This window comes from Pectinatus frisingensis (genome assembly GCF_014076555.1).
Taxonomy (GTDB): Bacteria; Bacillota; Negativicutes; order Selenomonadales; family Selenomonadaceae; genus Pectinatus; species Pectinatus frisingensis.
The window spans coordinates 204,737-230,000 of sequence record NZ_CP045424.1 but is presented as its reverse complement, the minus strand read 5'-3'; the positions used below and the strand labels follow the sequence as shown (position 1 = coordinate 230,000).

The 25,264-nt window shown below is 39.9% G+C and carries 26 protein-coding genes, 2 rRNA genes and 1 riboswitch (1 of these 29 only partly in view); of the genes, 8 read left to right on the top strand and 20 right to left on the bottom strand.

The annotated features are described in order from the left end of the window. Both F8M42_RS01070 and F8M42_RS01065 read right to left on the bottom strand, forming a co-directional pair. A 23S ribosomal RNA gene (locus F8M42_RS01070) occupies positions 1–200 on the bottom strand; it reaches 2,722 nt to the left of the window's first position. A 389-nt stretch (positions 201–589) separates the two neighbouring features. Further along, a 16S ribosomal RNA gene (locus F8M42_RS01065) occupies positions 590–2,139 on the bottom strand. The 16S and 23S rRNA genes sit together here, the layout of an rRNA operon. Positions 2,140–2,641: 502 nt before the next feature. Between F8M42_RS01065 and ybaK the strand changes: the two genes are divergently transcribed. Beyond that, a complete protein-coding gene (gene ybaK, locus F8M42_RS01060) occupies positions 2,642–3,112 on the top strand; it encodes a Cys-tRNA(Pro) deacylase (RefSeq protein ID WP_182187582.1) in 471 nt (156 codons plus the stop codon). Between the two features lie 38 nt (positions 3,113–3,150). Beyond that, complete coding sequence (locus F8M42_RS01055; protein WP_182187581.1) at positions 3,151–4,230, top strand: DUF805 domain-containing protein; 1,080 nt, start codon at positions 3,151–3,153, stop codon at positions 4,228–4,230. A gap of 207 nt (positions 4,231–4,437) precedes the next feature. Here F8M42_RS01055 and F8M42_RS01050 read toward each other — a convergent pair whose 3' ends face one another. Further along, positions 4,438–5,694 carry an Nramp family divalent metal transporter gene (locus tag F8M42_RS01050; RefSeq protein WP_182187580.1) on the bottom strand — a complete coding sequence of 419 codons (1,257 nt, stop codon included), beginning with the start codon at positions 5,692–5,694 and terminating at the stop codon, positions 4,438–4,440. 116 nt (positions 5,695–5,810) lie between these two features. Between F8M42_RS01050 and F8M42_RS01045 the strand changes: the two genes are divergently transcribed. After that, a complete protein-coding gene (locus F8M42_RS01045; protein ID WP_182187579.1) occupies positions 5,811–6,446 on the top strand; it encodes an HAD family hydrolase in 636 nt (211 codons plus the stop codon). A gap of 202 nt (positions 6,447–6,648) precedes the next feature. Further along, positions 6,649–7,122 carry an acyl-CoA thioesterase gene (locus F8M42_RS01040; protein ID WP_229711386.1) on the top strand — a complete coding sequence of 158 codons (474 nt, stop codon included), beginning with the start codon at positions 6,649–6,651 and terminating at the stop codon, positions 7,120–7,122. A gap of 49 nt (positions 7,123–7,171) precedes the next feature. Here the strand turns inward: F8M42_RS01040 and F8M42_RS01035 are convergent, their stop codons facing one another. The 8 genes from F8M42_RS01035 to F8M42_RS13550 all read right to left on the bottom strand — a co-directional run bounded on the left by F8M42_RS01035 (position 7,172) and on the right by F8M42_RS13550 (position 13,681). Then, complete coding sequence (locus F8M42_RS01035; RefSeq protein ID WP_182187578.1) at positions 7,172–7,963, bottom strand: ABC transporter ATP-binding protein; 792 nt, start codon at positions 7,961–7,963, stop codon at positions 7,172–7,174. Then, positions 7,963–8,949, bottom strand: a complete 987-nt coding sequence (locus F8M42_RS01030; protein ID WP_182187577.1) for a FecCD family ABC transporter permease — start codon at positions 8,947–8,949, stop codon at positions 7,963–7,965. Before F8M42_RS01030 ends, F8M42_RS01035 begins: the two co-directional genes overlap by 1 nt. Positions 8,950–9,123: 174 nt before the next feature. Further along, positions 9,124–10,083, bottom strand: a complete 960-nt coding sequence (locus tag F8M42_RS01025) for an ABC transporter substrate-binding protein (RefSeq protein ID WP_182187576.1) — start codon at positions 10,081–10,083, stop codon at positions 9,124–9,126. A gap of 12 nt (positions 10,084–10,095) precedes the next feature. Beyond that, positions 10,096–10,794: a precorrin-2 C(20)-methyltransferase gene (gene cobI, locus F8M42_RS01020; RefSeq protein WP_182187575.1), complete on the bottom strand. Its 699-nt coding sequence runs from the start codon at positions 10,792–10,794 to the stop codon at positions 10,096–10,098. Between the two features lie 274 nt (positions 10,795–11,068). Beyond that, positions 11,069–11,536 (bottom strand): IS200/IS605 family transposase, encoded by a 468-nt coding sequence (gene tnpA, locus F8M42_RS01015; RefSeq protein WP_182186775.1) that lies wholly within the window; start codon positions 11,534–11,536, stop codon positions 11,069–11,071. Positions 11,537–11,726: 190 nt separating this feature from the next. After that, the gene (locus F8M42_RS01010) at positions 11,727–12,722 is read right to left on the bottom strand and encodes a sirohydrochlorin cobaltochelatase (RefSeq protein ID WP_182187574.1); all 996 of its coding nucleotides are present in this window, start codon (positions 12,720–12,722) and stop codon (positions 11,727–11,729) included. A gap of 262 nt (positions 12,723–12,984) precedes the next feature. After that, positions 12,985–13,169: riboswitch (cobalamin riboswitch) on the bottom strand. A gap of 66 nt (positions 13,170–13,235) precedes the next feature. After that, on the bottom strand, positions 13,236–13,460 hold the full coding sequence (locus F8M42_RS13555; protein WP_229711385.1) for a hypothetical protein: 225 nt from the start codon (positions 13,458–13,460) through the stop codon (positions 13,236–13,238). Further along, positions 13,460–13,681 (bottom strand): hypothetical protein, encoded by a 222-nt coding sequence (locus tag F8M42_RS13550; RefSeq protein WP_229711384.1) that lies wholly within the window; start codon positions 13,679–13,681, stop codon positions 13,460–13,462. The genes F8M42_RS13555 and F8M42_RS13550 overlap by 1 nt, the downstream gene beginning before the upstream one ends. A 298-nt stretch (positions 13,682–13,979) precedes the next feature. Here F8M42_RS13550 and F8M42_RS01000 point away from each other — a divergent pair, with 298 nt between their 5' ends. Together F8M42_RS01000 and larC are read left to right on the top strand one after the other, a co-directional pair. Then, positions 13,980–14,573: a DedA family protein gene (locus tag F8M42_RS01000; protein WP_182187573.1), complete on the top strand. Its 594-nt coding sequence runs from the start codon at positions 13,980–13,982 to the stop codon at positions 14,571–14,573. A 25-nt stretch (positions 14,574–14,598) separates the two neighbouring features. Beyond that, positions 14,599–15,783, top strand: coding sequence for a nickel pincer cofactor biosynthesis protein LarC (larC, locus tag F8M42_RS00995; protein WP_182187572.1), 1,185 nt, complete (start codon positions 14,599–14,601; stop codon positions 15,781–15,783). Positions 15,784–15,881: 98 nt separating this feature from the next. On the opposite strand, the gene F8M42_RS00990 is transcribed toward larC, so the two are convergent. After that, complete coding sequence (locus tag F8M42_RS00990) at positions 15,882–16,346, bottom strand: hypothetical protein (RefSeq protein ID WP_182187571.1); 465 nt, start codon at positions 16,344–16,346, stop codon at positions 15,882–15,884. 128 nt (positions 16,347–16,474) lie between these two features. Between F8M42_RS00990 and F8M42_RS00985 the strand changes: the two genes are divergently transcribed. Together F8M42_RS00985 and F8M42_RS00980 are read left to right on the top strand one after the other, a co-directional pair. After that, positions 16,475–16,708 (top strand): AtpZ/AtpI family protein, encoded by a 234-nt coding sequence (locus F8M42_RS00985; RefSeq protein ID WP_182187570.1) that lies wholly within the window; start codon positions 16,475–16,477, stop codon positions 16,706–16,708. Continuing rightward, a complete protein-coding gene (locus tag F8M42_RS00980) occupies positions 16,705–17,565 on the top strand; it encodes an RluA family pseudouridine synthase (protein WP_182187569.1) in 861 nt (286 codons plus the stop codon). The genes F8M42_RS00985 and F8M42_RS00980 overlap by 4 nt, the downstream gene beginning before the upstream one ends. A 19-nt stretch (positions 17,566–17,584) precedes the next feature. Here the strand turns inward: F8M42_RS00980 and F8M42_RS00975 are convergent, their stop codons facing one another. The 8 genes from F8M42_RS00975 to F8M42_RS00940 all read right to left on the bottom strand — a co-directional run bounded on the left by F8M42_RS00975 (position 17,585) and on the right by F8M42_RS00940 (position 25,230). Next, positions 17,585–18,523: a transketolase family protein gene (locus F8M42_RS00975; RefSeq protein ID WP_182187568.1), complete on the bottom strand. Its 939-nt coding sequence runs from the start codon at positions 18,521–18,523 to the stop codon at positions 17,585–17,587. Beyond that, on the bottom strand, positions 18,520–19,350 hold the full coding sequence (locus tag F8M42_RS00970) for a transketolase (RefSeq protein ID WP_182187567.1): 831 nt from the start codon (positions 19,348–19,350) through the stop codon (positions 18,520–18,522). The genes F8M42_RS00975 and F8M42_RS00970 overlap by 4 nt, the downstream gene beginning before the upstream one ends. Before the next feature lie 53 nt (positions 19,351–19,403). Beyond that, positions 19,404–20,234: an HAD-IIA family hydrolase gene (locus F8M42_RS00965; protein WP_229711383.1), complete on the bottom strand. Its 831-nt coding sequence runs from the start codon at positions 20,232–20,234 to the stop codon at positions 19,404–19,406. Between the two features lie 31 nt (positions 20,235–20,265). Further along, positions 20,266–21,615 carry a sn-glycerol-1-phosphate dehydrogenase gene (locus F8M42_RS00960; RefSeq protein WP_182187566.1) on the bottom strand — a complete coding sequence of 450 codons (1,350 nt, stop codon included), beginning with the start codon at positions 21,613–21,615 and terminating at the stop codon, positions 20,266–20,268. A gap of 40 nt (positions 21,616–21,655) precedes the next feature. Then, the gene (locus F8M42_RS00955) at positions 21,656–22,330 is read right to left on the bottom strand and encodes a ribulose-phosphate 3-epimerase (RefSeq protein WP_182187565.1); all 675 of its coding nucleotides are present in this window, start codon (positions 22,328–22,330) and stop codon (positions 21,656–21,658) included. Between the two features lie 27 nt (positions 22,331–22,357). After that, entirely contained in the window at positions 22,358–22,810 is a 453-nt protein-coding gene (rpiB, locus tag F8M42_RS00950) for a ribose 5-phosphate isomerase B (protein ID WP_182187564.1), read from the bottom strand. 24 nt (positions 22,811–22,834) lie between these two features. Then, positions 22,835–23,869, bottom strand: coding sequence for a zinc-binding dehydrogenase (locus tag F8M42_RS00945; protein WP_182188573.1), 1,035 nt, complete (start codon positions 23,867–23,869; stop codon positions 22,835–22,837). 98 nt (positions 23,870–23,967) lie between these two features. Next, positions 23,968–25,230, bottom strand: coding sequence for a PTS galactitol transporter subunit IIC (locus tag F8M42_RS00940; protein ID WP_182187563.1), 1,263 nt, complete (start codon positions 25,228–25,230; stop codon positions 23,968–23,970). Positions 25,231–25,264: the final 34 nt, after the last annotated feature.

The window sequence follows — 25,264 nt, the reverse complement described above, 5'->3', positions numbered from 1 at the left end:
TTCCTCCGGGTACTTAGATGTTTCAGTTCCCCGGGTTTGTCTTCCTTTCGGATGGCAGGACTTCTCCTGCCGGGTTGCCCCATTCGGATATGTACGGCTCAATAGATGCTTGCTCTTCCCCGTACCTTTTCGCAGCTTACCGCGTCCTTCTTCGACTCCTGGCGCCAAGGCATCCACCATATGCCCTTATTCGCTTAACTTTAAACTTTCCATAACCGCTCATCTGCTTCGTCATCATTTCAGCTCACTCATCGGCGTATATTAATACGCCTTCTTTATTCGCTTTCATGCTTCCTTGCACCTGAACGTTTCTGGTAAGTTTATTATATTCTCGAGTCTCCTCCAGAATATCACCTTTAGCTTAAGTTTATATGTTTTGTCTTAGCTTGTTTTAGTTTCCTAATTGTGCTTGGTCCAACTATTCCCCGCCATCCTCTTGAAAATCTCTTCTCACAAGTTTGGCATTGGTGATTAATTGTTCTTTGCTTTTCTTCTGTGTAGTTTTCAATGTGCAATATCTGAGGGAGAAACCCTCAAAACCAAACAATACATATTCCGGATGTGCTCGACGGATTGTTTTAATCCTTAGAAAGGAGGTGATCCAGCCGCACCTTCCGATACGGCTACCTTGTTACGACTTCACCCCAATCATCGCCCCCACCTTAGACGGTCGGTGCCTTGCGGCCCTTAGCCGGCTTCGGGTGTGAATGACTTTCGTGGTGTGACGGGCGGTGTGTACAAGGCCCGGGAACGTATTCACCGCAGTATGCTGACCTGCGATTACTAGCGATTCCGACTTCATGCAGGCGGGTTGCAGCCTGCAATCCGAACTGGGAGACATTTTTTGGGGTCCGCTCCAGATCACTCCTTCGCTTCCCTCTGTGTGTCCCATTGTAGTACGTGTGTAGCCCAGGACGTAAGGGGCATGATGACTTGACGTCATCCCCGCCTTCCTCCGCGTTGTCCGCGGCAGTCTCACTTGAGTTCCCACCTTTACGTGCTGGCAACAAATGATAGGGGTTGCGCTCGTTGCGGGACTTAACCCAACATCTCACGACACGAGCTGACGACAGCCATGCACCACCTGTTTTCTTGTCCTCCGAAGAGAAAATATCCATCTCTGGATACGTCAATCAATGTCAAGCCCTGGTAAGGTTCTTCGCGTTGCGTCGAATTAAACCACATACTCCACCGCTTGTGCGGGCCCCCGTCAATTCCTTTGAGTTTCAACCTTGCGGTCGTACTCCCCAGGCGGGATACTTATTGCGTTTGCTCCGGCACAGGAGGGGTCGATACCCCCTACACCTAGTATCCATCGTTTACGGCCAGGACTACCGGGGTATCTAATCCCGTTCGCTACCCTGGCTTTCGAGCCTCAGCGTCAGTTACAGTCCAGAAAGCCGCCTTCGCCACTGGTGTTCTTCCCAATATCTACGCATTTCACCGCTACACTGGGAATTCCGCTTTCCTCTCCTGCACTCAAGAACCTCAGTTCGGACCCCATCACGGGGTTGAGCCCCGCACTTTTAAGATCCGCTTAATGTTCCGCCTGCGCTCCCTTTACGCCCAATGATTCCGGACAACGCTTGCCGCCTACGTATTACCGCGGCTGCTGGCACGTAGTTAGCCGTGGCTTTCTAACAGGGTACCGTCATTCACTATACTTATTGGCTATAGTGCCGTTCGTCCCCTGCAACAGAACTTTACGATCCGAAGACCTTCCTCGTTCACGCGGCGTTGCTCCGTCAGGCTTTCGCCCATTGCGGAAGATTCCCCACTGCTGCCTCCCGTAGGAGTCTGGGCCGTGTCTCAGTCCCAATGTGGCCGTTCATCCTCTCAGACCGGCTACTGATCGTCGCCTTGGTGCGCCGTTACCGTCACCAACCAGCTAATCAGACGCAGGCCCATCTCCAAGCGATAGCTAAAAGCCACCTTTGGTAATACTGCCATGCAGCAGCATTACAACATTCGGTATTAGCACCCCTTTCGGAGTGTTGTCCCCATCTTGGAGGCAGGTTGCCTACGCGTTACTCACCCGTTTGCCACTAAGCCCTTACCGAAATAAGAGCCTCGTTCGACTTGCATGTGTTAAGCACGCCGCCAGCGTTCGTCCTGAGCCAGGATCAAACTCTCCATAAATTTATCGGAGAGCCAATTTGGCTCTTGTCATTTTTGTTAAAAAGAAATTGTTTCAGGTTTTTATTTAAACCGCACATCCGGTATGTTTCGAAAACATATGATGTATTGTTCAGTTTTCAAGGTGCCTGCCTCAACGAGTCAGCTTGTATATATTATCACGCGCTGTTTCGTTTGTCAAGGACTTTTTTTCGCCCGGTTCCCCGGCCGCCGCTCTCTTGAGCGCAGGAATTATTATATCTAAACTTTCTCCCTTTGTCAATCCCTTTTCCCGCTTTTTATGCAATATTTTAATATTTATTTTCAGCTGATCTTTTAACCCGAATCTCATTCGTTATTATCAACAGTCTTGAATATCCCCAGCATTCATATATTATATTTACTATTTAATTTTCCTCCTCATGATAGCAGCTGTTGTAATTCTGGTTATCTATTTAAAATTAAGTTATAATATTACTGCACCATCACCGTTAATTATTATCTTTAAGAAAGGGTTAATAAAAAAATGAAAAAAACTAACGCCGCCCGTATATTGGACAATTTAAAAATAACTTATGAAATAAAACCATATAAGGTCGACCTTAATGATTTAAGCGCAATTCATGTTGCCTCTGAAGTCGGAATGAATATAAAAATGATTTTTAAAACGCTTGTTGCCCGTGGTGATAAAAATGGTATATTGATGGCATGTATTCCTGGTGATGATGAATTGGATTTAAAAAAATTAGCTGTCATCAGCGGAAATAAACGTGTAGAAATGGTGCATATGAAAGAAATACAATCACTTACCGGTTACATCCGCGGCGGTTGTTCTCCGTTAGGTACTAAAAAAACTTATCCGGTATACCTTGACAGCAGTGCCCTTACTTTGCAACAAATAGCTGTAAGCGCTGGTACCAGGGGCGAACAATTACTACTTGCTCCTGCTGATTTAATAGCAGCAGTGAATGCAAAAACAGCCCGTCTTACAAAATAAACCTGATATGCCGGTCCATTTGAAGGGAGACTGTCTTTTTGAAAAAATTTATTATAGATGCTGTCCATATTTATTTATCGATGCAATATCGTCTCAATCGCAGACGATTCCTCATGGCTCACATATTTTTACTGGTCATTGGTTTCGTTTTATCAATTTTTTCTATACTATTTTCCTTGTTTTATCTACCTTCACCACTCATCCCTATTACTTCTGGCAATGCTGTTACTGATACTGCTTTAGCTGCACTTGTTCCTTTGCCAACACGATTATCCATCAGCCTGGGATTGATTCTATCCAGTTATTTCAGCAGTCTTATTTCCTGGAGCGTTGTTTTATCAGCATTTTCACTTATCCTGACTATAGGACGTCTATACGATCTCAATAAGTCATATAAATATCTATGCTTATATGCCGTGCCAGGTATCAACCTCTGTTTTTTTCTTTATTTATGCATTAAAAAAGGCAGCCCTGCTGATAATCATTATGGCCCGCCTACAGCATCCTTAAGTAATAACGCCTTATACGCCGGTCCATGTTTTTATGTAGAAGAACCAATAAATACATCATATTCTGCATCACTATTCGAACAAGTATTTTCTTGGCGTGGCCGTTTAAACCGACAGCGTTATTTTTTTAGAAACATCGGTTTTATAAGTTTATATCTATTTAGTTTTCTGGTTTTAAGCATACTGACCGTATTTCTAATTGGTCTCGGTTTCGCTGCCACAGCGATTACTGCCATATCCGACTTATCTTTCAGCATAAGTTCATGTTTTTTTATATTACTGATAATTTCAATCATATCTTTTATCACAATACTCGCCGTAATAATTCCAGCCTTCTGGAAAATACGCCGCTGGCATGATCTTGACCGCAGCGGTTTTTATCTGCTTCTTACCGAGTTGCCCTATTATGCACTACTATGCGGCATACCTTCTTTTTCTGTAAATAATTCTATTATTGGCTCCAATGAATTAGAATTCATTTTCATTATTCTTACAATTTTATGGATTAGCGCCGTGAATCTTTATTTGCTTTTTATAAAAGGCTCACCTAATGATAATACCTATGGGAAAGATCCTATTGCACAAATAAGTCCGGAAATCAATAATTAAAAATATTTTAAGGTGTTCTCGGTAATAATAGTTTCTTTCTTTAAATAGTCTTTATCACTTATGTTCTTTATTTAAAGTATATAAGTTATCAACAGTTATGCACAACTTGTGTATAAAACTGTTGATAACTTATATCAATTTTATACATCCATGATATAAGCTTGCTGCTTCTGCATTACAATATAACATAGCTGCATTTTATTTTTCCTAAAATCCAAACATTTCAACTAACAGCATAACATTTAATATAGTTACTATTATACCTATAGACCAAAGCATTATCCGCTGTTTTACTGAATTGGCGTATTTCCCCATTATTTTATCTGAAGATGTCAAATATATCTGCAAAAATATCGTAAATGGTAATTGAATACTTAAAGCCATTTGTGAATAAATCAATCCATCAAAAGGCTGCTTAACAAAAAATAATATGAGCACTGCCAAACCATATGTTATCAAAACGCCATGCCACGAATGACGGTCTTTTACATCATACGATTCCCTAAAAATTCCTGCATAAATGCTGCCGCCAGCCATTCCGGCAGTAGTTGTAGATGACAATCCGGAAAACAATAGCGCCACTGCAAATAAGATTGCCGCATAAGGGCCCAGCAGCGGATCTAAAATGTTAACAGCCTGTGCTAAATCATCAACTATAACATTATTAGTAAAAAATACACTTGCAGCTATTAATATCATGGCACTGTTTATCGCCCAGCCTATCCCCATAGAAAAAATAGTATCCAGAAATTCATATTTTAATTGTCGCTCAATAACTTTTTCATTTTCAAGATTCCATTGCCGACTTTGAATTATCTCCGAATGTAAAAAAAGATTATGCGGCATTACCACTGCCCCCAGCACACTCATTATAACGACTAGTGAGCCATGTGGAATTGCTGGATAAATCCAACCGACTGCCGCTTTGCCCCACTCAATCGGTACAATATACAGCTCTACCAGAAAAGACAATCCAATCAGTGAAACAAACCCAATAATTATCTTTTCCATCTTATTATACGAATTTGATTTCAACAAAAATCCACAAAATACTGCCATCAAAATTGAACCATACATTAAAGGTATATTAAACAATAGCTGTAAAGCTATAGCCCCTCCGAGTATCTCTGCCAACGCTGTCGACACAGCAGCCGCCATTGCTGACAGCAATAAAAACCCCGATACATATTTAGGCAGATAAAGTGCCGCCGCTTCCGATATGCACAATCCACTCGCTATCCCCAAGTGAGCCGCATTATGTTGTAATACTATCAGCATTATTGTCGATAAAGTGACCATCCATAATAAATCATAGCCATACTGCGAACCTGCCGCCAAATTTGAAGCCCAATTCCCCGGGTCAATAAAGCCAACCGTAATCAATATGCCTGGTCCTATATATCGCAAAAAATCACGGGCACTTTTACGTGTTATCTCTGTCTCAAAATATTTACGTATGTTCATTAATTTACCCCTTCTTAACCCATATATGGAATAATCCATCTTTAAAGTATACCAAATTAATCATTCAAATAAAAATCCTCACGAAAAAATGAAATATAATTAAGGAGTTTACCATCATGCTATATAAAACATATCTTTTTGACTTTGATTATACTTTAGCCGACTCATCAAAAGGAATAGTGCTATGCTTTGAAAAATTATTAGCACAAAATGGCTATCCGGGGAAAAAACCTGCCGAAATAAAACGTACTATCGGCCTTTTTATGCCACAGGCTATATCCATTCTAACTGGGGAAACTGCTGCAAATACCATAAAATTATTGCAGAAGCGCTATAGCATTTTAGCTGATAAATACATGACTAAAAACACCTTTTTATATTCTGAAACTATCCCTGCCATGAAAAAACTAAAACAACAGCACTGTCTGATTGGCATTGTTTCCAATAAAACACGCCATCGTATTTTAGAAACACTGCACCAGGAAAAAATTACAGATACTATTGATGTTATAATTGGTACAGAAAATGCAAAAAAACCAAAACCGGCACCCGAACCAATCTGGCAGGCTATAGAAGCATTGCACACAGATTCATCCACCACTTTGTATATCGGTGACAGTCTTACTGATGCTCAGACCGCATTCAATGCCAAGGTTGATTTTTCTGCTGTTTTAACCGGTGAAACCCAAGCCGACGAATTTAATAAATATCCTTATAAAAATATTTTCCACTCACTAGCCGAGCTTTGTTGATAGGTTTAGAACAATGAATATTGTTTAATAATCATTTTCTCCTTGACATCAATCCGAAACATTGTAAAATATAATCTATGCTTGGCTATTTATTAATGAGCAGTCTACTCCAAGAATATTACCTACTCACTTAATGATTATTTCAGTCCAGTTTAATCCATACTCAATCTTTTATAGATATGAATAGAAGAGGTGTTATATTTTGCAAGAAAAAGATTTGATTATATCAGAAATAATGATGCCCAGCCAGGCTAATGTCGAGGGAAACATCCATGGCGGCGAAATAATGAAAATGATGGATTCATGCGCTTATGCTGTCACTCGCCGCTATGCCAGAACCAATGTAGTTACAGCCCGTGTTGACGAGCTGCAGTTTCACCAGCCAATAAAGGTCGGTGATTTGGTAATTTGTTCTGCCAGAATAGTTTTTACCGGCAAAACATCCATTGAAGTATATGTTGATGTCCAAGTTGAAGATTTACGTTCCCATATGCCTCCAGTCCCTGCATTGTCTGCATTTTTCACCATGGTTGCCCTGGACAGGAATTCAAAACCAGCGCAAATTCCGCCTTTAGAAATAAATACTGACGAAGAGCAGCTCGCTTTTGAAGCTGGTAAGGCTCGTTATGAATCATATAAGGTAAAACGTAAAAATCAAAAACAAAATAATGATTGACAGATAAATAAATAAAAACTATCCGGTAAATAACTCCACCGGATAGTTTTTATTTGTCCATCAGTCCAACCGGAAATACTATATCAGCAACAGCTGTATCCGTATTGCTATAAACAAATGCCTTCACATTAAAAACCTGCCCCAACAATTCAGGAGAAAGTATCTGCTTCGGCTTTCCCTGGGCAAAAATACCACATTGTTTCATAACTACAACATTATCAGCGTAAAGACGCGCATGATTGATATCATGCAGCACCATCACTACCGTCATGTTCTGCTTCTCATTAAGCATAGCTATTATCTGCATTATCTCTAATTGATGAGCAATATCAAGATATGTAGTCGGTTCATCCAGCAGCAATATCTCTGGTTGCTGACATAATGCCATAGCAATCCAGGCTCGCTGGCGTTCACCTCCTGACAAAGTTGTCAATTGGCGTCCTTTCAAATTAATTATATCAGTTTGTTCCATAGCCCATGCAATGACCATTTTGTCTTCCTGCCTATTACCGTGAAACACACTGCGGTAAGGAAATCTGCCATAGGCTACGACTTGTTCAACAGTCATATCGGCAGGCACACTTATAGATTGCGGTAAAACAGCTATTTTTCTGGCTATACTTTTAGATGAAAATTCAGTCAAATTCTTATTGTTTAATAGCACTTCCCCTTTATAATGATGCTGCAGGCCGGCTATTATCCGCAAAAGTGTTGATTTGCCACAACCATTAGGTCCCAAAATAGCTGTTATCTTATTTTCAGGAAATAACACATTTATATTATCCAATATTGTTTTATCCTGAAATTCAATATGAATATTTTGCGCAGCCAATATTGCCATTATAACTCCCTCCTCAACAGGAAAAGGAAAAACGGTGCCCCCAGCACCGCCATGAATATTCCTACCGGCAATTCCAATGGAGCGAATGCACATCTGGCAAATGTATCACTTAAGGTCACCACAGAACCTCCCAAAAGGATTGATCCCGGTAATAGGAATCTATAATCACTCCCGATCAGCAATCTTACCGTATGAGGAATAATCAAGCCGACAAATCCCAGCAAACCCGCTACCGAAACAGCACTGGCCGCCAGCAAAGCCGCAATAGCCGTCAATAATATTCTGATAAATTCAACATTCATTCCTAAACCCTTAGCTATTTCATCACCAAGCTGTAAAACATTTAAATGGCGTGTAAATAATAACCCCAGCAATAATCCGGCAATTGTATACGGCAATATCAATTCCACATGACTCCATGATCGGGCTGCAAATCCCCCTACCATCCACATTAAGGCTCCGTGGACTTTATCACTGTATAAAATAAGCAGTGCTGATATTCCTGCTCCAATAAAAGAGGATACCGCCACCCCGGCTAAAATCACCCGTAATGGTTTTATACCATTTTTCCAGGCTAATACATAAATACACAAGGCTGCCAGCATAGCTCCGATAAAGGCAGCCGGTGGTATTAAAAAACTATATTGTGGCAATATTATTATAATAAAAATCCCTGCAATCCCTGCCCCTGACGAAATGCCGATTATATGCGGATCTGCCAATGGGTTTCTCATTATCGCCTGCAAAATAGCTCCTGACACAGCAAGATTCATACCTACAAGCACCGTTAATATCGTCCGTGGTAACCTTATATTTAACATGATCTGACTATTTGCCCCGGTCCCGCCAGAAAAAATCTGCCATATTTCTTTTGGTGTTATATGTACTGCCCCTTGCGACAGACTTATCCCAAAACTTGCAATGAGCAGAAATAATAATCCCAGCAAAATAACCATCCGCCATTTATTATTATGTGTGTTTTCCATATTGCACCTTATATTATATAAAATTTGGGGCTGTCGCATGAACAGCATTAACTTCACAAATATGCACCCCGCCACTGCTGCATGCCCCTGTCCCTCTAAAGACGGACAAAAAGAGTGATATATATTTATGAATGAAAATTGTCAGGTGCGACAACCCCGCGTTTTCCCAGATATTTATTGATCCGCTTTAGAAAACAGATTAGGATAAAGTTCCTTTGCCATTACTTCCACTGCTTGTGGATAATGGATCCCGGGATTTAATAAAAATAATTTCTGCGGCAGAAAATATACATGGTTTTCCCTTACGGCCCTTAATGTCTGCCATGCTGAATTATTTTCAACATTATCCTGCATAGATTTTTTTATTGTTGACATATCCCCCATGCTGGTGACAAATATAGCATCTGGATCTGATTTAACCAATACTTCTAAACTATACGGCGCTGAATCCGGATTATTTTCCAGTGGCTTGGCATCAGCCGCTACATTAACAAAACCAAGCATTTTAGCCACCGATCCCGCTATGGAGTCATCTAGCTGCACAGTTACATCCTGAGCTGTACTATGCAATATTGCCACACGCCTGGTTTCTTTCGGTAGTTTATCCTTCACGGCAGCGATTTTTTTATCCATTTCATTAATAAGCGTCGTACCTTTTTCTTGTTCACCCGTTATCTGAGAAAAAAGCTCCAAACAGTGTTTAACCTGATCATAGCTTTTCATATCAAGCACAATAACCGGAATATTATTACTTTCAAGCATAGGAACAAATTTGTCATTCATCCCTTTCATTGCTATTACTAAATCCGGTTTCAATGCGACCACTTTTTCTATATTGATATTGTAAACAGCACCGACCTTATCTATATCCTTATAATAATCAGGTATCCCCATTTTCGAATCCGGACAGCCTACCACAGCGGCATCTACATCATGCAGCGGTTCCAGAAAAGAAGTCGATAATGCTACAATACGTTCCGGCTTATTAGCGAGTGTAACTGTCCTGCCGGCGTCGTCATTGATTGTCAAATAGGACGTCGTCTTTTGATCTGCTGACTGTCCACCGCATCCGGTAAATGCAGCCGCCAACAACAAACAAAACAACAGATAAAAACAAAAATTTCTTTTTATCATATAAAAAACTCCCTATTTATTTCGGCGTGTCAAAATTGTTGATAAATAATTGGGAACCTTCTTCACTTGTTCAATATCATCTATACATGCTTCATCCGGTAATCCGCAGCGACTTACCATAACAGCATTATCTACCAATCCATTATCTTTCAAAATTGATACTATTTGATCAAAATTTTTATAAACTTTCATAATTACAACATTATCTGACGCGGCCAGCGTTTTTGCAATTTTTTCTGGCTTTGCCGTAGCCGGAATGATACTTATTATATCATTTCCTTCTACCAATGGATATTCCAGCCTGCCGGCTATCGCACAAAAAGCCGGTACGCCGGGAATCGTTTCAATCACTATTTGCTCCGTTTTCAACAGTCGGTACACATAAATATATGTGCTGTAAAACATCGGATCCCCCAATGTCAAAAATGCTACATTCTTACCTTGGTTTAATAAAGCTAAAATTTCTTCCTTATTTTTTTGCCAACTCTGCGGTGATTCTTCAAAATGTGCTATCATTGGGAAAACCTGATATACAATATTGACAGTTGATTTTAAATACGGTTTAGCTATGGACAAGGCAACACTACCATCTTTTTTTTCTGTTTTAGGGGCAATAATCACATCTACTTTTTCCAATGTCTTAATTGCCTTCATCGTCAATAATTCAGGGTCACCCGGACCAACGCCTATGCCATAAAAAATACCAGTCATTAAATATTCTCCTCAAAATCAATTAATTTTTCACATACAATTTTAGATTATACAATACCTTTACCACTAAAAGCAAAATTTTGATAGTTTTCCCGCATATTGTCAGCATGGTATTGAATAAATTATTGATAAAGTCATGACCTCCAGTAAACTGGAGGCTTGTTCTAGCCCTGGAAGGGCATATTACTAACATAAGCCCCTCAAGGGGCGTCCGAAAGGTCTAACCAACGTTTTTCTTTTTCGAGCGACCCCTAAAGGGGTTTTTTTTTGCCTTTTACTTCTTGCTACCCGTAAACGGGTCTACAAATTCCCTTAAACTTATCTGATCTGTTATTTGATCTTGTTGTAACTGATTTCTAATGTAATTCTCTATCTGCTTCTTATTTCTTCCTACTGTATCTACAAAATATCCTCTTGACCAAAAGGTTCTGCTTCCATACTTATATTTTAAATTTGCGTGCCTATCAAATATCATCAAACTGCTTTTCCCCTTTAAATATCCCATAAAACTTGAAACACTATACTTTGGGGGAATACTCAACAATAAATGTATATGATCTGGACAAGCTTCTGCTTCTATAATTTCAACACCTTTATCCTCACACAGTTTTCTTAATATCCATCCTATATCTTTTTTCAATTCTCCATAAATTTCCATTCGACGATATTTTGGTGAAAATACTATATGATATTGACATCTCCACTTTGTATGTTCTAAACTTTGTATATCTTTATCTTTCATGATAAAGTCCTCCCTGTTATTTTTATGCGGTTGGCTAGACCTGCATTTATTATAACAGGGACTTTTTTTCGACTAAAGTCAAAACCTTCGATTCCGCCGGCTGAGCCGGTGGATTATTTTGAACAGTTATTAAAGAATCTTATCCAGCGGGCAAGTAGCCTGCCGGATAAGATTATATGCAAATAGTAAATTATTTTGCTTCCAAAGCATTCCATGCTTCGTTGGCACGTTCCACAAAGATATTACGAACAGCTGCATTTTCACCAAGGCCATGGATATATGTATCGACTTTAAAACCTGCTTTTTCAAGAATTGATTTATGTGACTGCGGTTCTGCGCCAGCCATATCATTATTAGCATGATCCCCTGCTACCATCATCATTGGCATCAATGTTACCTTTTTGATACCCTTTTGTTTCAGCTGAGGAATTATAGTTTCAAGATTTGGCCAGCCTTCCACTGTATAAAGATAAACATTTTTCAATTTCAGTGAATCAATGCGATCTTGTATTACCGCATAATAGGCATTACTTGGATCCGGTGTTCCATGAGCCATAACCAATATAGCTTCATCCTTGCCTACTTTAGGAAATTGCGTAGAAAAGGCCTTTAAAAATTCATTGATATCATCGCGCTGATTTTCCTGTCCCATCCAATACATAGCCGATGTGCCGAGCGTCATTTTTTTGAAATCTTTTTTATACAAATCAAATACTGCCGAATCATAAGCATATTCCATCCCCGGAATAACATCAAGTGATGCGATAGCCACACGAGTATACCCTTGTGCTTTCAAATCCTTTAGGGCATCTTCCGGCGTAGGAATTGTGATGCCTTCCTTAGCTTTTATTCTATCAATGATAATATGCGATGTAAATGACAGAATAACTTTCGTGTCAGGATGCGCTGCCTGGATTTCCTGGACAGTTTTTTCTATAGTTTTTTCACGTGAATCCTTAAAAGTAGTACCAAAACTCATAACTAAAATTGCATCTTTATTCTGTACATTGGCCATCTGTGGATTATTATAAGTACGAAGCCCAATTTCAGCTGCCTGTTTCAATGCCGGTGTCGCATCCGTAACCTCAGGATTTAATTTATAACTGGCATAAGAAGTAGTCATAAAACCTGTTAATGTCGCACATGCCATTGAAGCGACCAACATTTTTTTCCAACTGATTTTCATTTGACAAAGCCCTCCTAAATTTTTGTTAATTACAATAAACCTATTCAGTGTTTGTCATCTATCCGGGCAAAATATAATTTTGCAAAATAAAACCCTTCACCAAGATGCAATGAAGGGTATCATCAGACAAGATCGTATCGAGTATGTCCGAAAATACCACCTTCCCATCGCTCGTGGGTAAAAACACAGTAAAACCATATAGGCAGCTTATCCTAAGTGCAAACAATAAGTCTGCCTTATGGATATAAATCATTACTGTGTTACGGTGATCGACAAACAGGCAGTTCTCCTGGCTTTGAATCATCACGTTTCTGTGCCTTCCCATGCAGCTTAAACTGTCACAGTGACATATTACAGAATTGCTCCTCATTACAGTGGCGGGACCGCGTTGGCTTAAACCAACTTCTCCATTAAGTCCGTATGGACACCTGTTTCACTGATATTAATTTTATCGTTACTTATAATACAATTAATCACGTCTATTGTCAATAATTATATCAGATATTTTTGCTATTATATCTTCACATCAATCTGCGCTGAAACTCCAACTCCCTGTACACGGGAAACATTGCTGATACTTTTTGCATTTACGGGAATAAGTCCTTTTAGTCTAAATCGTTCGTCACTAAAACTGCCCTCAATCAGCAATACCGCCTGGGTCCTATCGATTGCCTCCTGCGGTCCGGTAACTTGCGCAGCTCCCACATAAGAACCGTTACCTATTGAAATTATCGGCACTACTTTTGTAGCATACGAGGTCCCATTCCATGTTGTCCGAGCAAATTATTTATTGCTGAATTCAATGGTATAGAAAACTTGTCTACCAATATGGATATACCGCCAACTTTAAGCGCATCACCCAATATACTGCCAAAATTAAATGCCTGTGTAGTCCCTACCGTTGCTGTTAATATCGTAAGGCAAACGACTGCGACTACTGCCATTTTTTTCAAATGCATAACCAATCCTCCTATTTGTAAAATATTTACTAAATATTATACCACGGACGCAGTGGCTGTTAATATTTACACTTACGGTTATTATAAAATTTAAATGCATCTTAGCTGCTACTTTTTCTATATTTTAAATCCACCGCTAGAGGTAAAGCACAAAATATTGTATAATTGCTAATATAGATTTAAAATTAATTGAATTCTATTTGTGAAGTGATTTTTATTTTTTACTAATATTCAGCAGTGTCTGTAATCTTATTGTTTAAACAAAATCCCATAACTTAAACTAAAAGGAACTGTTAAAATGGAACAATACTCTGCCTTGTTTTTAGAATTTATTTCCACTTGGGGATATATTGCAATAGCTTTGCTCATGGCGTTAGAAAATGCCTGTATTCCTATTCCCAGCGAATTGATTTTAGGTTTTGCCGGCTACCTGATATCTATAGGTAAAATGGATTTCAGCGAAGCTGTCATCGCAGGTATAATCGGCGGCATGACCGGTTCTATACTGACATATTATATTGGGTTTTTAGGTGGACGCCCCTTTATCAATAAATATGGTAAATATTTTTTCATGAAAAAGCGTCATATTGATATCGCCCAAAATTGGTTCGATAAGTACGGAGTCAAAGCTGTTTTCTTCAGCAGGATGTTTCCTGTAGTACGTACTTTTATTTCACTGCCCGCCGGTTTTGCCGGTGTAAATATAAAAAAATTCATTATTTTTACTTTTGCTGGTTCTTTACCGTGGACCATCCTAATCGTCTATATTGGAAAAATGCTGGGTGACAATTGGCAGAAGATGCTGTCAGTCGGGCATGAATTCAGCATAGCAATATGTATAATCATTGCTTTAATTGTTATTGGCCTTTATATTCGCCATAAAAGAAGATAAATAATTTATTGCATGGAGTGATTCGATGAAAACGATATATCTTGATTGTTTTTCGGGCATAAGCGGCAATATGCTCATCGGTGCCTTTCTTGATGCCGGCTTACCTTATGATTATTTAAAAAATCAGTTGGAAAAAATTATTTCTCCTGATGAATATTCACTTATTATGAAACCGACCAATAAAAAGGGGATAACAGCTACCTATTTCAATGTAACATTAAATACACCACAGTTACATATACGTACCCTATCGGATATACAAACAATTTTTACCAATTCAGGTTTAAGCCAAGACATCCAACATACCAGTATGGAAATTTTTCACAATCTTGCTGAAGCTGAAGCTAAAATCCATGGAACATCAATAGAAGAAATCCATTTTCACGAAATTGGTGCTGTTGATGCCATAATTGATATTGCCGGAATTGCAATTTGTCTTGAATATTTTAATGTCAAAAATATTTTTGTCAGCAATATTTATACCGGTAAAGGTTTTGTCGACTGTGCCCATGGACAAATGCCAATACCGGCTCCGGCCACTGCCGAGCTATTAAAAAACTTCACGATAAAAAATGGTCTGGCAGAAAAGGAACTGGTTACACCAACCGGGGCCGCTGTTTTAAAAACACTGGCTCAGGAAAAATCTTCTTATGATGATTTTTCTTATGACAAAATAGCTTATGGCGCCGGCAGTTGGGATCTGTCACAGCCTAATGTACTGCGTTTGTACTTAAAAGAATTTGATAGTAATCCTGCTGTCGAAGATTTACTGCTCTTAGAAACTAATGTGGATGATATGAATCCGCAAGTTTTCAATTACATTTCGGAACGTCTATTTAAAGCCGGTGTTCTCGATGTTTGGATAACGCCGATTATCATGAAAAAGAATCGTCCCGGTCAGATGTTTTCCGTCTTAACCGCACAAAAAAATTATACGGCTGCCAGCGAAATCATTTTTCGTGAAAGCACGACATTGGGACTACGCATAAGTAAAATAAAACGAGCTGCTTTAAATCGAAAAATCAAACTTGTCTCCACGGCTTATGGTCAGATTCATTGCAAAATAGCTTACTATAACGGAAAAATAAGCAATATTTCCGCTGAATATGAGGATTGCCGCGCTTTAGCCAAAAAGAAAAATGTTCCCATCAGAGAAGTACAGCACGAAGCCTTGCGGATTGCTTACTATCTGGCCGACAATCGCAAATAAACTTATATTTGTATCATAATTAAAAATATGCCTCTTAAAGTCAGATTTTAAATCCGCTTTTAAGAGGCATAACTATTTATAGGCATTATATAAAGTTTTTACTTTATTTGATCACTATGATCAGCCGCATACGCAGCAACTGCCGCGTAACGTGTTCCCCCCATGGTTCCCGGCTGCACAGAATACCATACGAGATATGTCGGTGTCTCACTCCAGCGTTTTTCACCATTGCTTTTATAAAAAGTCTGCTTACCAAGCAGCAATGCCTGATTTACCAAATCTATTTTACAATCAGTAATACTGTAAAATCCCTCATCCAAAGTAGCGGAATTTCTATTCACCTTTTTTTCCCTATAATTGATTATATTTTTATTTACCTTACCATTTTTATCAACATCATAATGCAGCGATGTCTTATCAAAATAAAACACATCATCATTGCCCTTACCCAGTTCAATCGGTACCCAGCTATCCTGAGTATCTTCAGTTTCTGCCTGCGCCAAAACAATCGTAGAAAACAATACACATAATACTAAGGTGAAAATCATTATCCGCTTAGTCATTCATCGTCTGCCCCTTTCCAATCAATGACGATGGCCCAGTCTATTTACCAAAAGCCCTTGCCACTAAATATATATTTCAATTATATCATATATCCATTATGTATGCTAAAATATATCCGGTGATAATTATGAATAAAAAAATTAATGGCGATCCAAAGGAAAAAAATTCTCTGCAAATATTTGGGCAGGTCGGCAGCTTGGGAATAACCTTTGTTATTATTATTGGCATATTTTCTTTTATCGGTTATAGAATTGATATATTATTTTCAACCAAGCCAGTTTTCACCTGTTTAGGTACATTATTGGGGTTTATAATTGCTCTTATAAGTATTTACCAAATTATAAAGAAAGATAATTTATGATAAAATTTACTGTACCCAATGGACATGAACGACAAAAAGCCCGATATTTCCTTGCAGCGCATGGAAAAGTTTCTACTAATTTATGGAAAAAAATAAAATGGCAGGGACAGCTTTTTATAAATAGTCAACCGGTTCAAGCCGCTAGTGCAACAGTAACGGGCGGAGATATTATAAGTTATGAATTGGCAGCAAAATCCAAAATCATTCCTTGCGATAAACCTCTCGATATTGTTTACGAAGATGATTGGCTACTCATCATCAATAAACCATGTCAACAAATAATTCACCCTACCCATAAAACTATTCACGACACACTAGTAAACATCGTCGCTAACTATTATATACACAGCGGTCAACAGGTCGGTTGTCATCCGGTATATCGTCTTGATCGCAATACCACTGGTCTGGTCATCATTGCCAAACAACCGCAAATACAGTACAGTCTCACTACTTCACATGACAAAATCCAACGTTTTTATCATGCCATAGTCACAGGCTGTCCCAGTCCCAAGGAAGCAATGATTGCCCTGTCAATTGGAAGAAAACCAACCAGTATAATCGAACGTATGGTCCGAAATGATGGACAGCCTGCCCTGACGCATTACCGGGTAATACGACAGGGCAGGCTGTATTCACATGTACAATTAAAACTTTACACTGGCCGTACCCATCAAATACGCGTCCATATGGCAGCTATAGGCCATCCGCTTTTAGGTGATGATCTATACGGTGGCAGCCGCGAACTTATAAAACGTCAGGCATTACACGCTTATAGAGTAATCTTCAAACATCCCATTGAAAACAAAAGAATTGATATATCAATACCTTTACCATCTGACATGGCCGCTTTATCATAACCAAATCTTAAAGCAGTGTTCACTTTAAAAAACTGCTCACTTTATTATCAATACCTTCGGCATCAAGCCCGAATTCATGCAATAACGCTGTTGCCGGACCCGAATGTCCGAAACAGTCATTTACACCGATCCGCAGAACGGTGCTCGGACAATTTTCCGACAATACTTCGCATACCGCTCCGCCCAGTCCGCCGATCACTGAATGTTCCTCGACCGTTATGATTTTTTTTGTCTTTTCGGCGGCCTTTACAATTATTTCCTTATCGATAGGTTTAATAGTATGGATGTTTATAACTCCGACATCCAGTCCCCGCTGCGCCATCTTTTCAGCAGCTTCCAGGGATGCCCCTGTGCAAAGCCCCGTGGCAATGATCGTCGCATCGGTCCCTTCGCGCAAAGTAACACCTTTTCCCAGCTCAAATTTATAATCTGCCCTATCATTTATCACCGGAATTGCCAGCCTGCCAAACCGCATATATACCGGCCCGTCATGATCATATGCCGCTGTCACAGCTGCCCTGGCTTCTATATCATCAGACGGATTAATAATCACCATGCCCGGTATGGTGCGCATTAAGGCAATATCTTCATTGCACTGATGTGTCGCCCCATCTTCACCTACCGATATTCCGGCATGGGTCGCGCCAATTTTTACATTAAGGTGCGGGTAACCAATGGAGTTTCTCACTTGTTCAAAAGCCCGGCCGGCTGCAAACATTGCAAAAGTGCTGACAAAAGGAACCAGTCCCGTAGTCGATATTCCTGCCGCCATACCCATCATATTGGCTTCGGCAATCCCGCAGTCAATATGCCGTTCGGGATATGCCTTCTTAAAAATACCGGTTTTCGTCGCCGCTGCCAGATCCGCATCCATTACTATGATGTCATCATGTTTCTTATACAATTCCACCAGCGCATTGCCATAGCTTTCCCGTGTCGCCGTTTTTACCGTTGTCATGCTGACACCTCCCCATTTTTTTCCAGTTCCTGCATAGCTTGTTTATATTGTTCTTCATTCGGTGCTTTACCATGCCAGCCTACTGCATTTTCCATAAAGGATACGCCTTTTCCCTTAATGCTTTTGGCTATGATCGCTGTCGGCTTTCCTTTGCTGCTTTTCGCTTCTTTAAATGCTGCCCTTATCTGGTCAAAATCATGTGCATCTATATTTATAACGTGAAAATTGAAGGCCCTGAATTTTTCCCCTATCGGATAGGGTGAGCATATTTCCCTTACCGTGCCGTCTATCTGCAGGTTATTGTTATCCACCACAACTGTCAGGTTATCAAGTCCATGGCTTCCCGCAAACATCGATGCTTCCCAGACCTGCCCTTCCTGCAGCTCTCCATCTCCCAGCATCGCATAAACCCGGAAGCTTTTATTTTGTACCTTGGCCGATAGTGCCATTCCTACCGCAGCCGAGATCCCCTGTCCCAATGACCCCGTTGACATATCAACACCCGGCGTATGTTTCATGTCCGGATGTCCCTGCAGGTATGAATCAATGTGGCGCAATGTCTTCAGATCTTTCGCCGGAATATATCCTTTTAACGCCAGAACCGAATACAACGCCGGGGCTGCATGCCCTTTTGATAACACAAATCTATCGCGGTTTTCATCATGCGGAGCTTTACTGTCTACATTCATTTCCTCAAAATACAGATATGACAATATATCTGCTGCCGATAATGAACCGCCTGGATGTCCTGATTTTGCATTGAATGTCGCTGTTATTATATTTTTGCGCAATTCATTCGCAACTTTTTTTAAATCTGAATTATCCATTTACTATTCCCTTTCCACAATGAAATATATTTTATAAAGCTGCCTTTTTCACATCATAAAAACGGTATTATTTCTTTCACCGAGTCAAAAACCAGCTGCGGCTTGATCTTTGCTCTTGCTATATCCTCTCTTTTTGTCTCACCGCTTAATACCAGCATACTGGATAGTCCATTATTCACTCCGGCCGCTATATCCGTATAAAGCCGGTCTCCCACCATCATCACTTCATCACCGGTCTTATCGATACGCGCCAGCAGATATTTTATTATTTCTTTGTTGGGCTTGCCGATAATATGGTCCGGTTCTCTTCCGGCGGACGCTTTTATAAAAGCATGTATAGCCCCGGCATCAGGTACAAAACCATTTTTGGTCGGGCAGTTATAATCCGGATGCGTTGCTATATAAGGCAGTCCGGCTCTCACAAAGTCACATACCCGACACATTTTTTTATAGTTCAGTGATGTGTCAAAAGCTGTGACCACCACGTCCGGAGTCACATCATCAAGTATTATTCCTTTATGTTCAAATTCTGCTTTTAAAAAATCGTTACCTAATAAAAATACTCGTTTCCCCGGATAATTACGCTGTAGATAAAAGATCGTCGCCTGTCCTGATGTTATAATTTTTTCCTCACCGACATCCAGTCCCATCCGGTGCAGTTTTTTGACATAATTTTGCGGATTTTTTGATGAATTATTGGTCAAAAACACATAGCTGCGCCCTGATTCTTCTATTCTCTCCAAAAATTCTCTGGCACCATCTATCCATGACTCATCCAGATAGACAGTTCCATCCATGTCCAGAGCAAAAACTTTTATATTGCGGATTATTCCTGCCTTGTCCTCGTTTATAAACATTCTGCCCATTCCCCACCTTGCTGCCATACGCATAATCACTATATCTGTGTGAAAACATTTATTTTAAGTTCGAAATTTCAGTACAGACTTCATCTGCTGTTTTTTTCAATTCACCGCAGTCGAACAGCATCTGCAATACGCCATAGCGATTACGCATTTCCTTGGCATATATTATTGCGTTATGCAGTAATTCCGATGTGATTTCTATCTGTTCCGGCAAATACGGTTCCTTTATTTTTTTCATGCGGGTTATCATGCTGTCTATATTCGGTAGAGTTTTCATCAATTCTATTATCTGTATTTTATTGGCCAAGACATTCTGCATTCTTGCAGCAGCTTTTTGGGTGTCATTTTTATGTACTTCATTTTCTAATTTGACAATGCTGTCACTGCATGCACCATAAACCTTGATTATCTGTTTTTCCCATTCTTCCTTGTCAAATGAAATTACCTTAAAGCTGCTGTTCGTTTCCAGAATCTTTATCGCTGCTTTATATACATAAAGTGCCACTATTGCTGCCACTCCCACGAAGGTCCCATGTTCGATATCATGGCGGTGATAATTCTGCAGGAACATCATTTCCCAAAAATGTCCCATCTGATGTTCACAGCCGGAAGCCGGCCGTGAATTTCCACAATAGCTGATGCCTATTCCTGCCCATACCAAGGCTTCCATTACCGAAGCTATCGCCGCCGGGTTTCTCTCCGCAATACCGTCATCGGCAGCTTTTGCCACTGTATCAACTGCTTTTCGCATCAGTTTTTCAATTTCCGGGCAATAGTATTCTCCATTTACTATATGTGATAATTTCCATTCCACCAGACAGATGTATTTGCCAAATATATCACCCACACCTGATGCTATCATATGCACCGGTGCATCTTTTAATATATCAACGTCGCCGATTATTGCCCATGGAAATCCCAGTCCTTCATAAGTTATCTTGAAACCATCTATAATAAGCGGCGATACGGCTGAGGCATAACCGTCCATGGAAGGGGCCGTCGCTACTATAGCATAGGGCACCTGCATCTTTTTGGATACAAACCGCATTAAGTCATTTATTACTCCCGAACCAACAGCTATGACAAAGTCACATTCATTTGGTATATGTGTAAAAATTCTTCCTATATTCAGTTCATTAGGAATAAGTTCTTCATCGGTAAAAATGAATTCATCATATGCAGCATCAGCTTTTTTTAATGCCGCATACACTTTTTCCCCTGCTACTTTTATCGTATGCACATCAGCTACAATGCAGATGTGCCTGAATCCTTCTTCTTGTATATAATCCGCCAATTTAATAACAACATTGGTCCCTATATCCACATGTTTTATATTGCACTGGTGCTTTCTACCGCAGCTGCATGCGATTTCTTTATTCAAATATTTATTCCAATCAACCACTTTATTCTCTCCTTCACTTTAAATTGGCGGCTGTTTATCTTTATTTATAACCGACAGTACAAATCAATTGTGCTAAATTCTGCTGCAATGACTGTCCCTGCTTAAATAATCCCGAAGTCCCACCTGTAAAAATTGCAGCCCCAGCTTCATATAATGTCTTTATCGTCCTGCAATTTACGTTGCCGTCTGCCTGAATGCGTACCGGGCTATGGTTGTTTCTCAGTATTTCAGCCATCAGTCGTATATGTTCAATGGCCTTTGCTTGAATCTGCTGTCCAGAAAATCCTGGATTAACTGTAAGTTTCAATACCCATGCGCATTGATTAGCTAATGTTAAAAAATCCCCGTCAGGCGGAGTTTCCGCCCGATAAGCCAGCACCGGCACAGCACCGGTGCTTCTTATCATTTGAAACACTCTTTTCGGATTGTCCATTGCCTCGTAATGCACAGCAATATAATCTACTCCATAACCGGAAAAGATATTAATGTATCTTTCTGGGTCCTCAACCGCCAAATGTAATTCAACGGGCATTTTGCTATTTTTTTTTATATATCTATATACTGTATCTCCCAAAATATAACACTTGTTAAATTTCCCATCGACTACATCATAATGGAAAAAAGCTGCCGCTGAGCATTCTACTTCTTTTATAGCCGCAGCCAAATTGCCAATATCCATGCAGGAAACAGACGCTGAAAACACTGGTTTTAGCATTGCCGCTGTCCGGTCCTTTCCACAGAATCATTTCCGTATTCTTTCATATTCAATAGTGCTTTCGACTCGCTTAGCATATTTTCCACCCAAAAATTCAGTTGTCAGCCAGATTTTTGTTATTTCCCATGCCATAGATTCTGCTATTACCCGTGCTCCCATACAAAGGATATTGGTATCATTATGTGCTCTGGTCATCTTAGCCGAGAACAAATCACTTACTAATGCCGCACGAATCCCATTAACCTTGTTGGCATTGATAGACATTCCAATACCTGTTCCACATATTAAAATGCCCTTTTTCCCGATTGGGTCAGAAGCCACATCCTTACCCACGGCAATAGCATAAACGCCGGCATCGACAGATTTTTCATCATAAGTTCCTTTGTCGATGATCATATATCCGGCGCCATGCAGCTTTTCTTTAATAAATTCTTTCATATGCAGCCCGGCATGATCTGATCCAATAACAACGGTTCCCATTAAATCATCTCTTTCACCTAACTATCAAATAGGTTTCATTACAACTTTTATTGCCTGACCACTTTTTATGAGATCATACGCTTTATCCCATTCATCAATGCGAACTTCATGTGTAATCATTTTATTTGCATCGATTTTCCTTTCACTCATCAACCGCAAAGTAGGTTCCCAATCGTATGTATTCTGGCTGCGACTTCCAGAAACCACAAGTTCTTTTTGGATAATTTTAGAAAAATCAACCGATACTTCATCTTTGGCAAAAAGTCCTATTTGCACGTACTGTCCTTTTTTGCGTAAAAGATTCATGCCAAGATGCATTGAAGGGACTGCTCCGGTGCAATCGTAACAAATATCTGCTCCATAGCCATCCGTCAATTCGTCAATTAATTTTTTCGGATCATCTTTTTGAACATCAACTATATATTCGACGCCAAATTTTTCCTTAGCGACCTGCAAACGACCAGCATCCTGAGTTAACCCTGTCATGACAACTCGTCCGCCATGTGCCATAACCACCTGTGCTGTCAATAATCCTATAGGACCAGGCCCCAAAACCAGTACAATATCACCCTTTGTAATTTGAGCTTTATTAACTCCATGATGAGCGCAAGCCGCGGCCTCAGCAATTGAAGCTTCACGCGTAGACAAATTCTGCGGCAGGATATGCACACTCTCCTTCCGCGCTATCACATATTCGGCTGCAGCACCATCTTGTTGTGTTCCAAGTCCCTTGCGATGCGGACAAAGATTATATTCTTGTGCCTGACAATATCTGCATGTACCGCATACATAAAAAGTTGTTTCCGATGTCACTCGATCGCCGACTTTAACATTGGTAACATTTTTACCAATTTCCGCTACGATTCCAGCAAACTCATGTCCTATTGTCAGCCCAGCTGCATTAACATTATAGTGACCTTCATACGTATGAATATCACTGCCGCATACACCGATATACTCTACTTTAATTTTGACCTGATCATCATTAATCTTTGGTTCCGGTTTATCAATAACCTCCCAATTACCCGCACCAGCCTGCATTTTAACTAAAGCTTTCATCATAAAAGTTCCTTTCAGAATATATTAATGTGTTTTAACATAAACAGTGCTGCAGGGACCAGCCCCGCAGCCACCTGTTCATATCGTTATACATAAAATCAAATAAGTTGGAAAATCTTAATTACAATCCAGTTCAGGAAGTTACCACCAAGGTCAAGACTAGATATCATCGTAGTATTTTCCGGCATCTGGAAATGTGCCGCAATAGCCATTGAAGTATGGAATTGAGCTATATTTGTAGCCATTAATAGTGCCAATCCCATTACAACCATGCCTGCTAAAACAGAATGAACAATATTCCCTTTCGCAGCCCCTACAATAAATGCTACATAAAAGCAAATTGTTGCCAAGTCACCAAAGGGCAGCACGTTATTTCCTGGAATAACAACCGAAAGAAATAATGTGCATGGAACAAGTACAAGAGCCGTAGCTATGACTGCCGGATGTCCAACTGCCACTGCTGCATCCAAACCGATTGTAAGTTCTCTGTCCTTGCCAAAATTCTTTTTCTGCAAATAATCTTTAACTGATTCTGATATTGGTATAAGCCCTTCCATAAGTATTTTAACCATGCGCGGCATTAAGAACATGACCCCAGCCATAATAATACCGATTTGAAGAATTTTACCTATTGGATAGCCCGCTAAAATACCTAATAAGATACCAAGAATCAAACCCATCATAAGAGGTTCCCCAAAAATACCAAAACGTTTTTGAATTGCTTCCGGATCCGCGTGCAAATTTCTTATACCAGGTATCTTACTAATAACTTTTACAATCGGGATACCAATAAGCCCTTGTGCGCAAGTTGACCCTGTCGGGAAAGAAAGACCTTCCATCCCAAAATAATTCTTTACTATCGGTGAAGTCCAGTCAGCAATTTTTAGTACCGCTATTTCATAAATAATCCCAGCCAAAATAGCAAATATCCAATTTCCCTCAGTGAGTACAAAAACTGTCGCTGCCGCTGCCGCAAAATGCCAATAATTCCAAATATCAATATCAACAACATTTGTTGTCTTTGTGACTAACATTGCGATATTAACCACCATACAAATAGGTATCATAAATGCCGCAACTGGTGATGCCCACGTCATAGCTGCTGCCGCCGGCCAGCCTACATCAATAATATTCAACGCTAAACCATAGCGTGTCACCATTTGGTGAGTGGCGTCGCCAAGATTTGAAGTAAGTAATCCAATAACCAGATTAATGCCGACAAAACCGACCCCGATCGTAACCCCCGAACGAAATGCTTTTTTAAAGCCCTGCCCAAATGCCATACCAATGATCGTAATAACTATCGGCAACATTACTGTTGGCCCGAGTCCTAATATAAATTGCACTACATCTAAAACCATTAACGTCTCCTCCTAAAATATGAAATATTATAAT

Coding starts and splice junctions, on each gene's coding strand:
- larC (WP_182187572.1), top strand. CDS start 14,599: ATGAAAACGATATATCTTGATTGTTTTTCGGGCATAAGCGGCAATATG.
- F8M42_RS01000 (WP_182187573.1), top strand. CDS start 13,980: ATGGAACAATACTCTGCCTTGTTTTTAGAATTTATTTCCACTTGGGGA.
- F8M42_RS00940 (WP_182187563.1), bottom strand. CDS start 25,230: ATGGTTTTAGATGTAGTGCAATTTATATTAGGACTCGGGCCAACAGTA.
- F8M42_RS00990 (WP_182187571.1), bottom strand. CDS start 16,346: ATGACTAAGCGGATAATGATTTTCACCTTAGTATTATGTGTATTGTTT.
- rpiB (WP_182187564.1), bottom strand. CDS start 22,810: ATGGGAACCGTTGTTATTGGATCAGATCATGCCGGGCTGCATATGAAA.
- F8M42_RS01035 (WP_182187578.1), bottom strand. CDS start 7,963: ATGGCAATATTGGCTGCGCAAAATATTCATATTGAATTTCAGGATAAA.
- F8M42_RS01010 (WP_182187574.1), bottom strand. CDS start 12,722: ATGAAAATCAGTTGGAAAAAAATGTTGGTCGCTTCAATGGCATGTGCG.
- cobI (WP_182187575.1), bottom strand. CDS start 10,794: ATGACTGGTATTTTTTATGGCATAGGCGTTGGTCCGGGTGACCCTGAA.
- F8M42_RS01045 (WP_182187579.1), top strand. CDS start 5,811: ATGCTATATAAAACATATCTTTTTGACTTTGATTATACTTTAGCCGAC.
- ybaK (WP_182187582.1), top strand. CDS start 2,642: ATGAAAAAAACTAACGCCGCCCGTATATTGGACAATTTAAAAATAACT.
- F8M42_RS00980 (WP_182187569.1), top strand. CDS start 16,705: ATGATAAAATTTACTGTACCCAATGGACATGAACGACAAAAAGCCCGA.
- F8M42_RS01030 (WP_182187577.1), bottom strand. CDS start 8,949: ATGGAAAACACACATAATAATAAATGGCGGATGGTTATTTTGCTGGGA.
- F8M42_RS00970 (WP_182187567.1), bottom strand. CDS start 19,350: ATGGATAATTCAGATTTAAAAAAAGTTGCGAATGAATTGCGCAAAAAT.
- F8M42_RS01050 (WP_182187580.1), bottom strand. CDS start 5,694: ATGAACATACGTAAATATTTTGAGACAGAGATAACACGTAAAAGTGCC.
- tnpA (WP_182186775.1), bottom strand. CDS start 11,536: ATGAAAGATAAAGATATACAAAGTTTAGAACATACAAAGTGGAGATGT.
- F8M42_RS13550 (WP_229711384.1), bottom strand. CDS start 13,681: ATGCATTTGAAAAAAATGGCAGTAGTCGCAGTCGTTTGCCTTACGATA.
- F8M42_RS00945 (WP_182188573.1), bottom strand. CDS start 23,869: ATGAAAGCTTTAGTTAAAATGCAGGCTGGTGCGGGTAATTGGGAGGTT.
- F8M42_RS01025 (WP_182187576.1), bottom strand. CDS start 10,083: ATGATAAAAAGAAATTTTTGTTTTTATCTGTTGTTTTGTTTGTTGTTG.
- F8M42_RS00985 (WP_182187570.1), top strand. CDS start 16,475: ATGAATAAAAAAATTAATGGCGATCCAAAGGAAAAAAATTCTCTGCAA.
- F8M42_RS00965 (WP_229711383.1), bottom strand. CDS start 20,234: ATGGCAGCAAGGTGGGGAATGGGCAGAATGTTTATAAACGAGGACAAG.
- F8M42_RS00975 (WP_182187568.1), bottom strand. CDS start 18,523: ATGACAACGGTAAAAACGGCGACACGGGAAAGCTATGGCAATGCGCTG.
- F8M42_RS00955 (WP_182187565.1), bottom strand. CDS start 22,330: ATGCTAAAACCAGTGTTTTCAGCGTCTGTTTCCTGCATGGATATTGGC.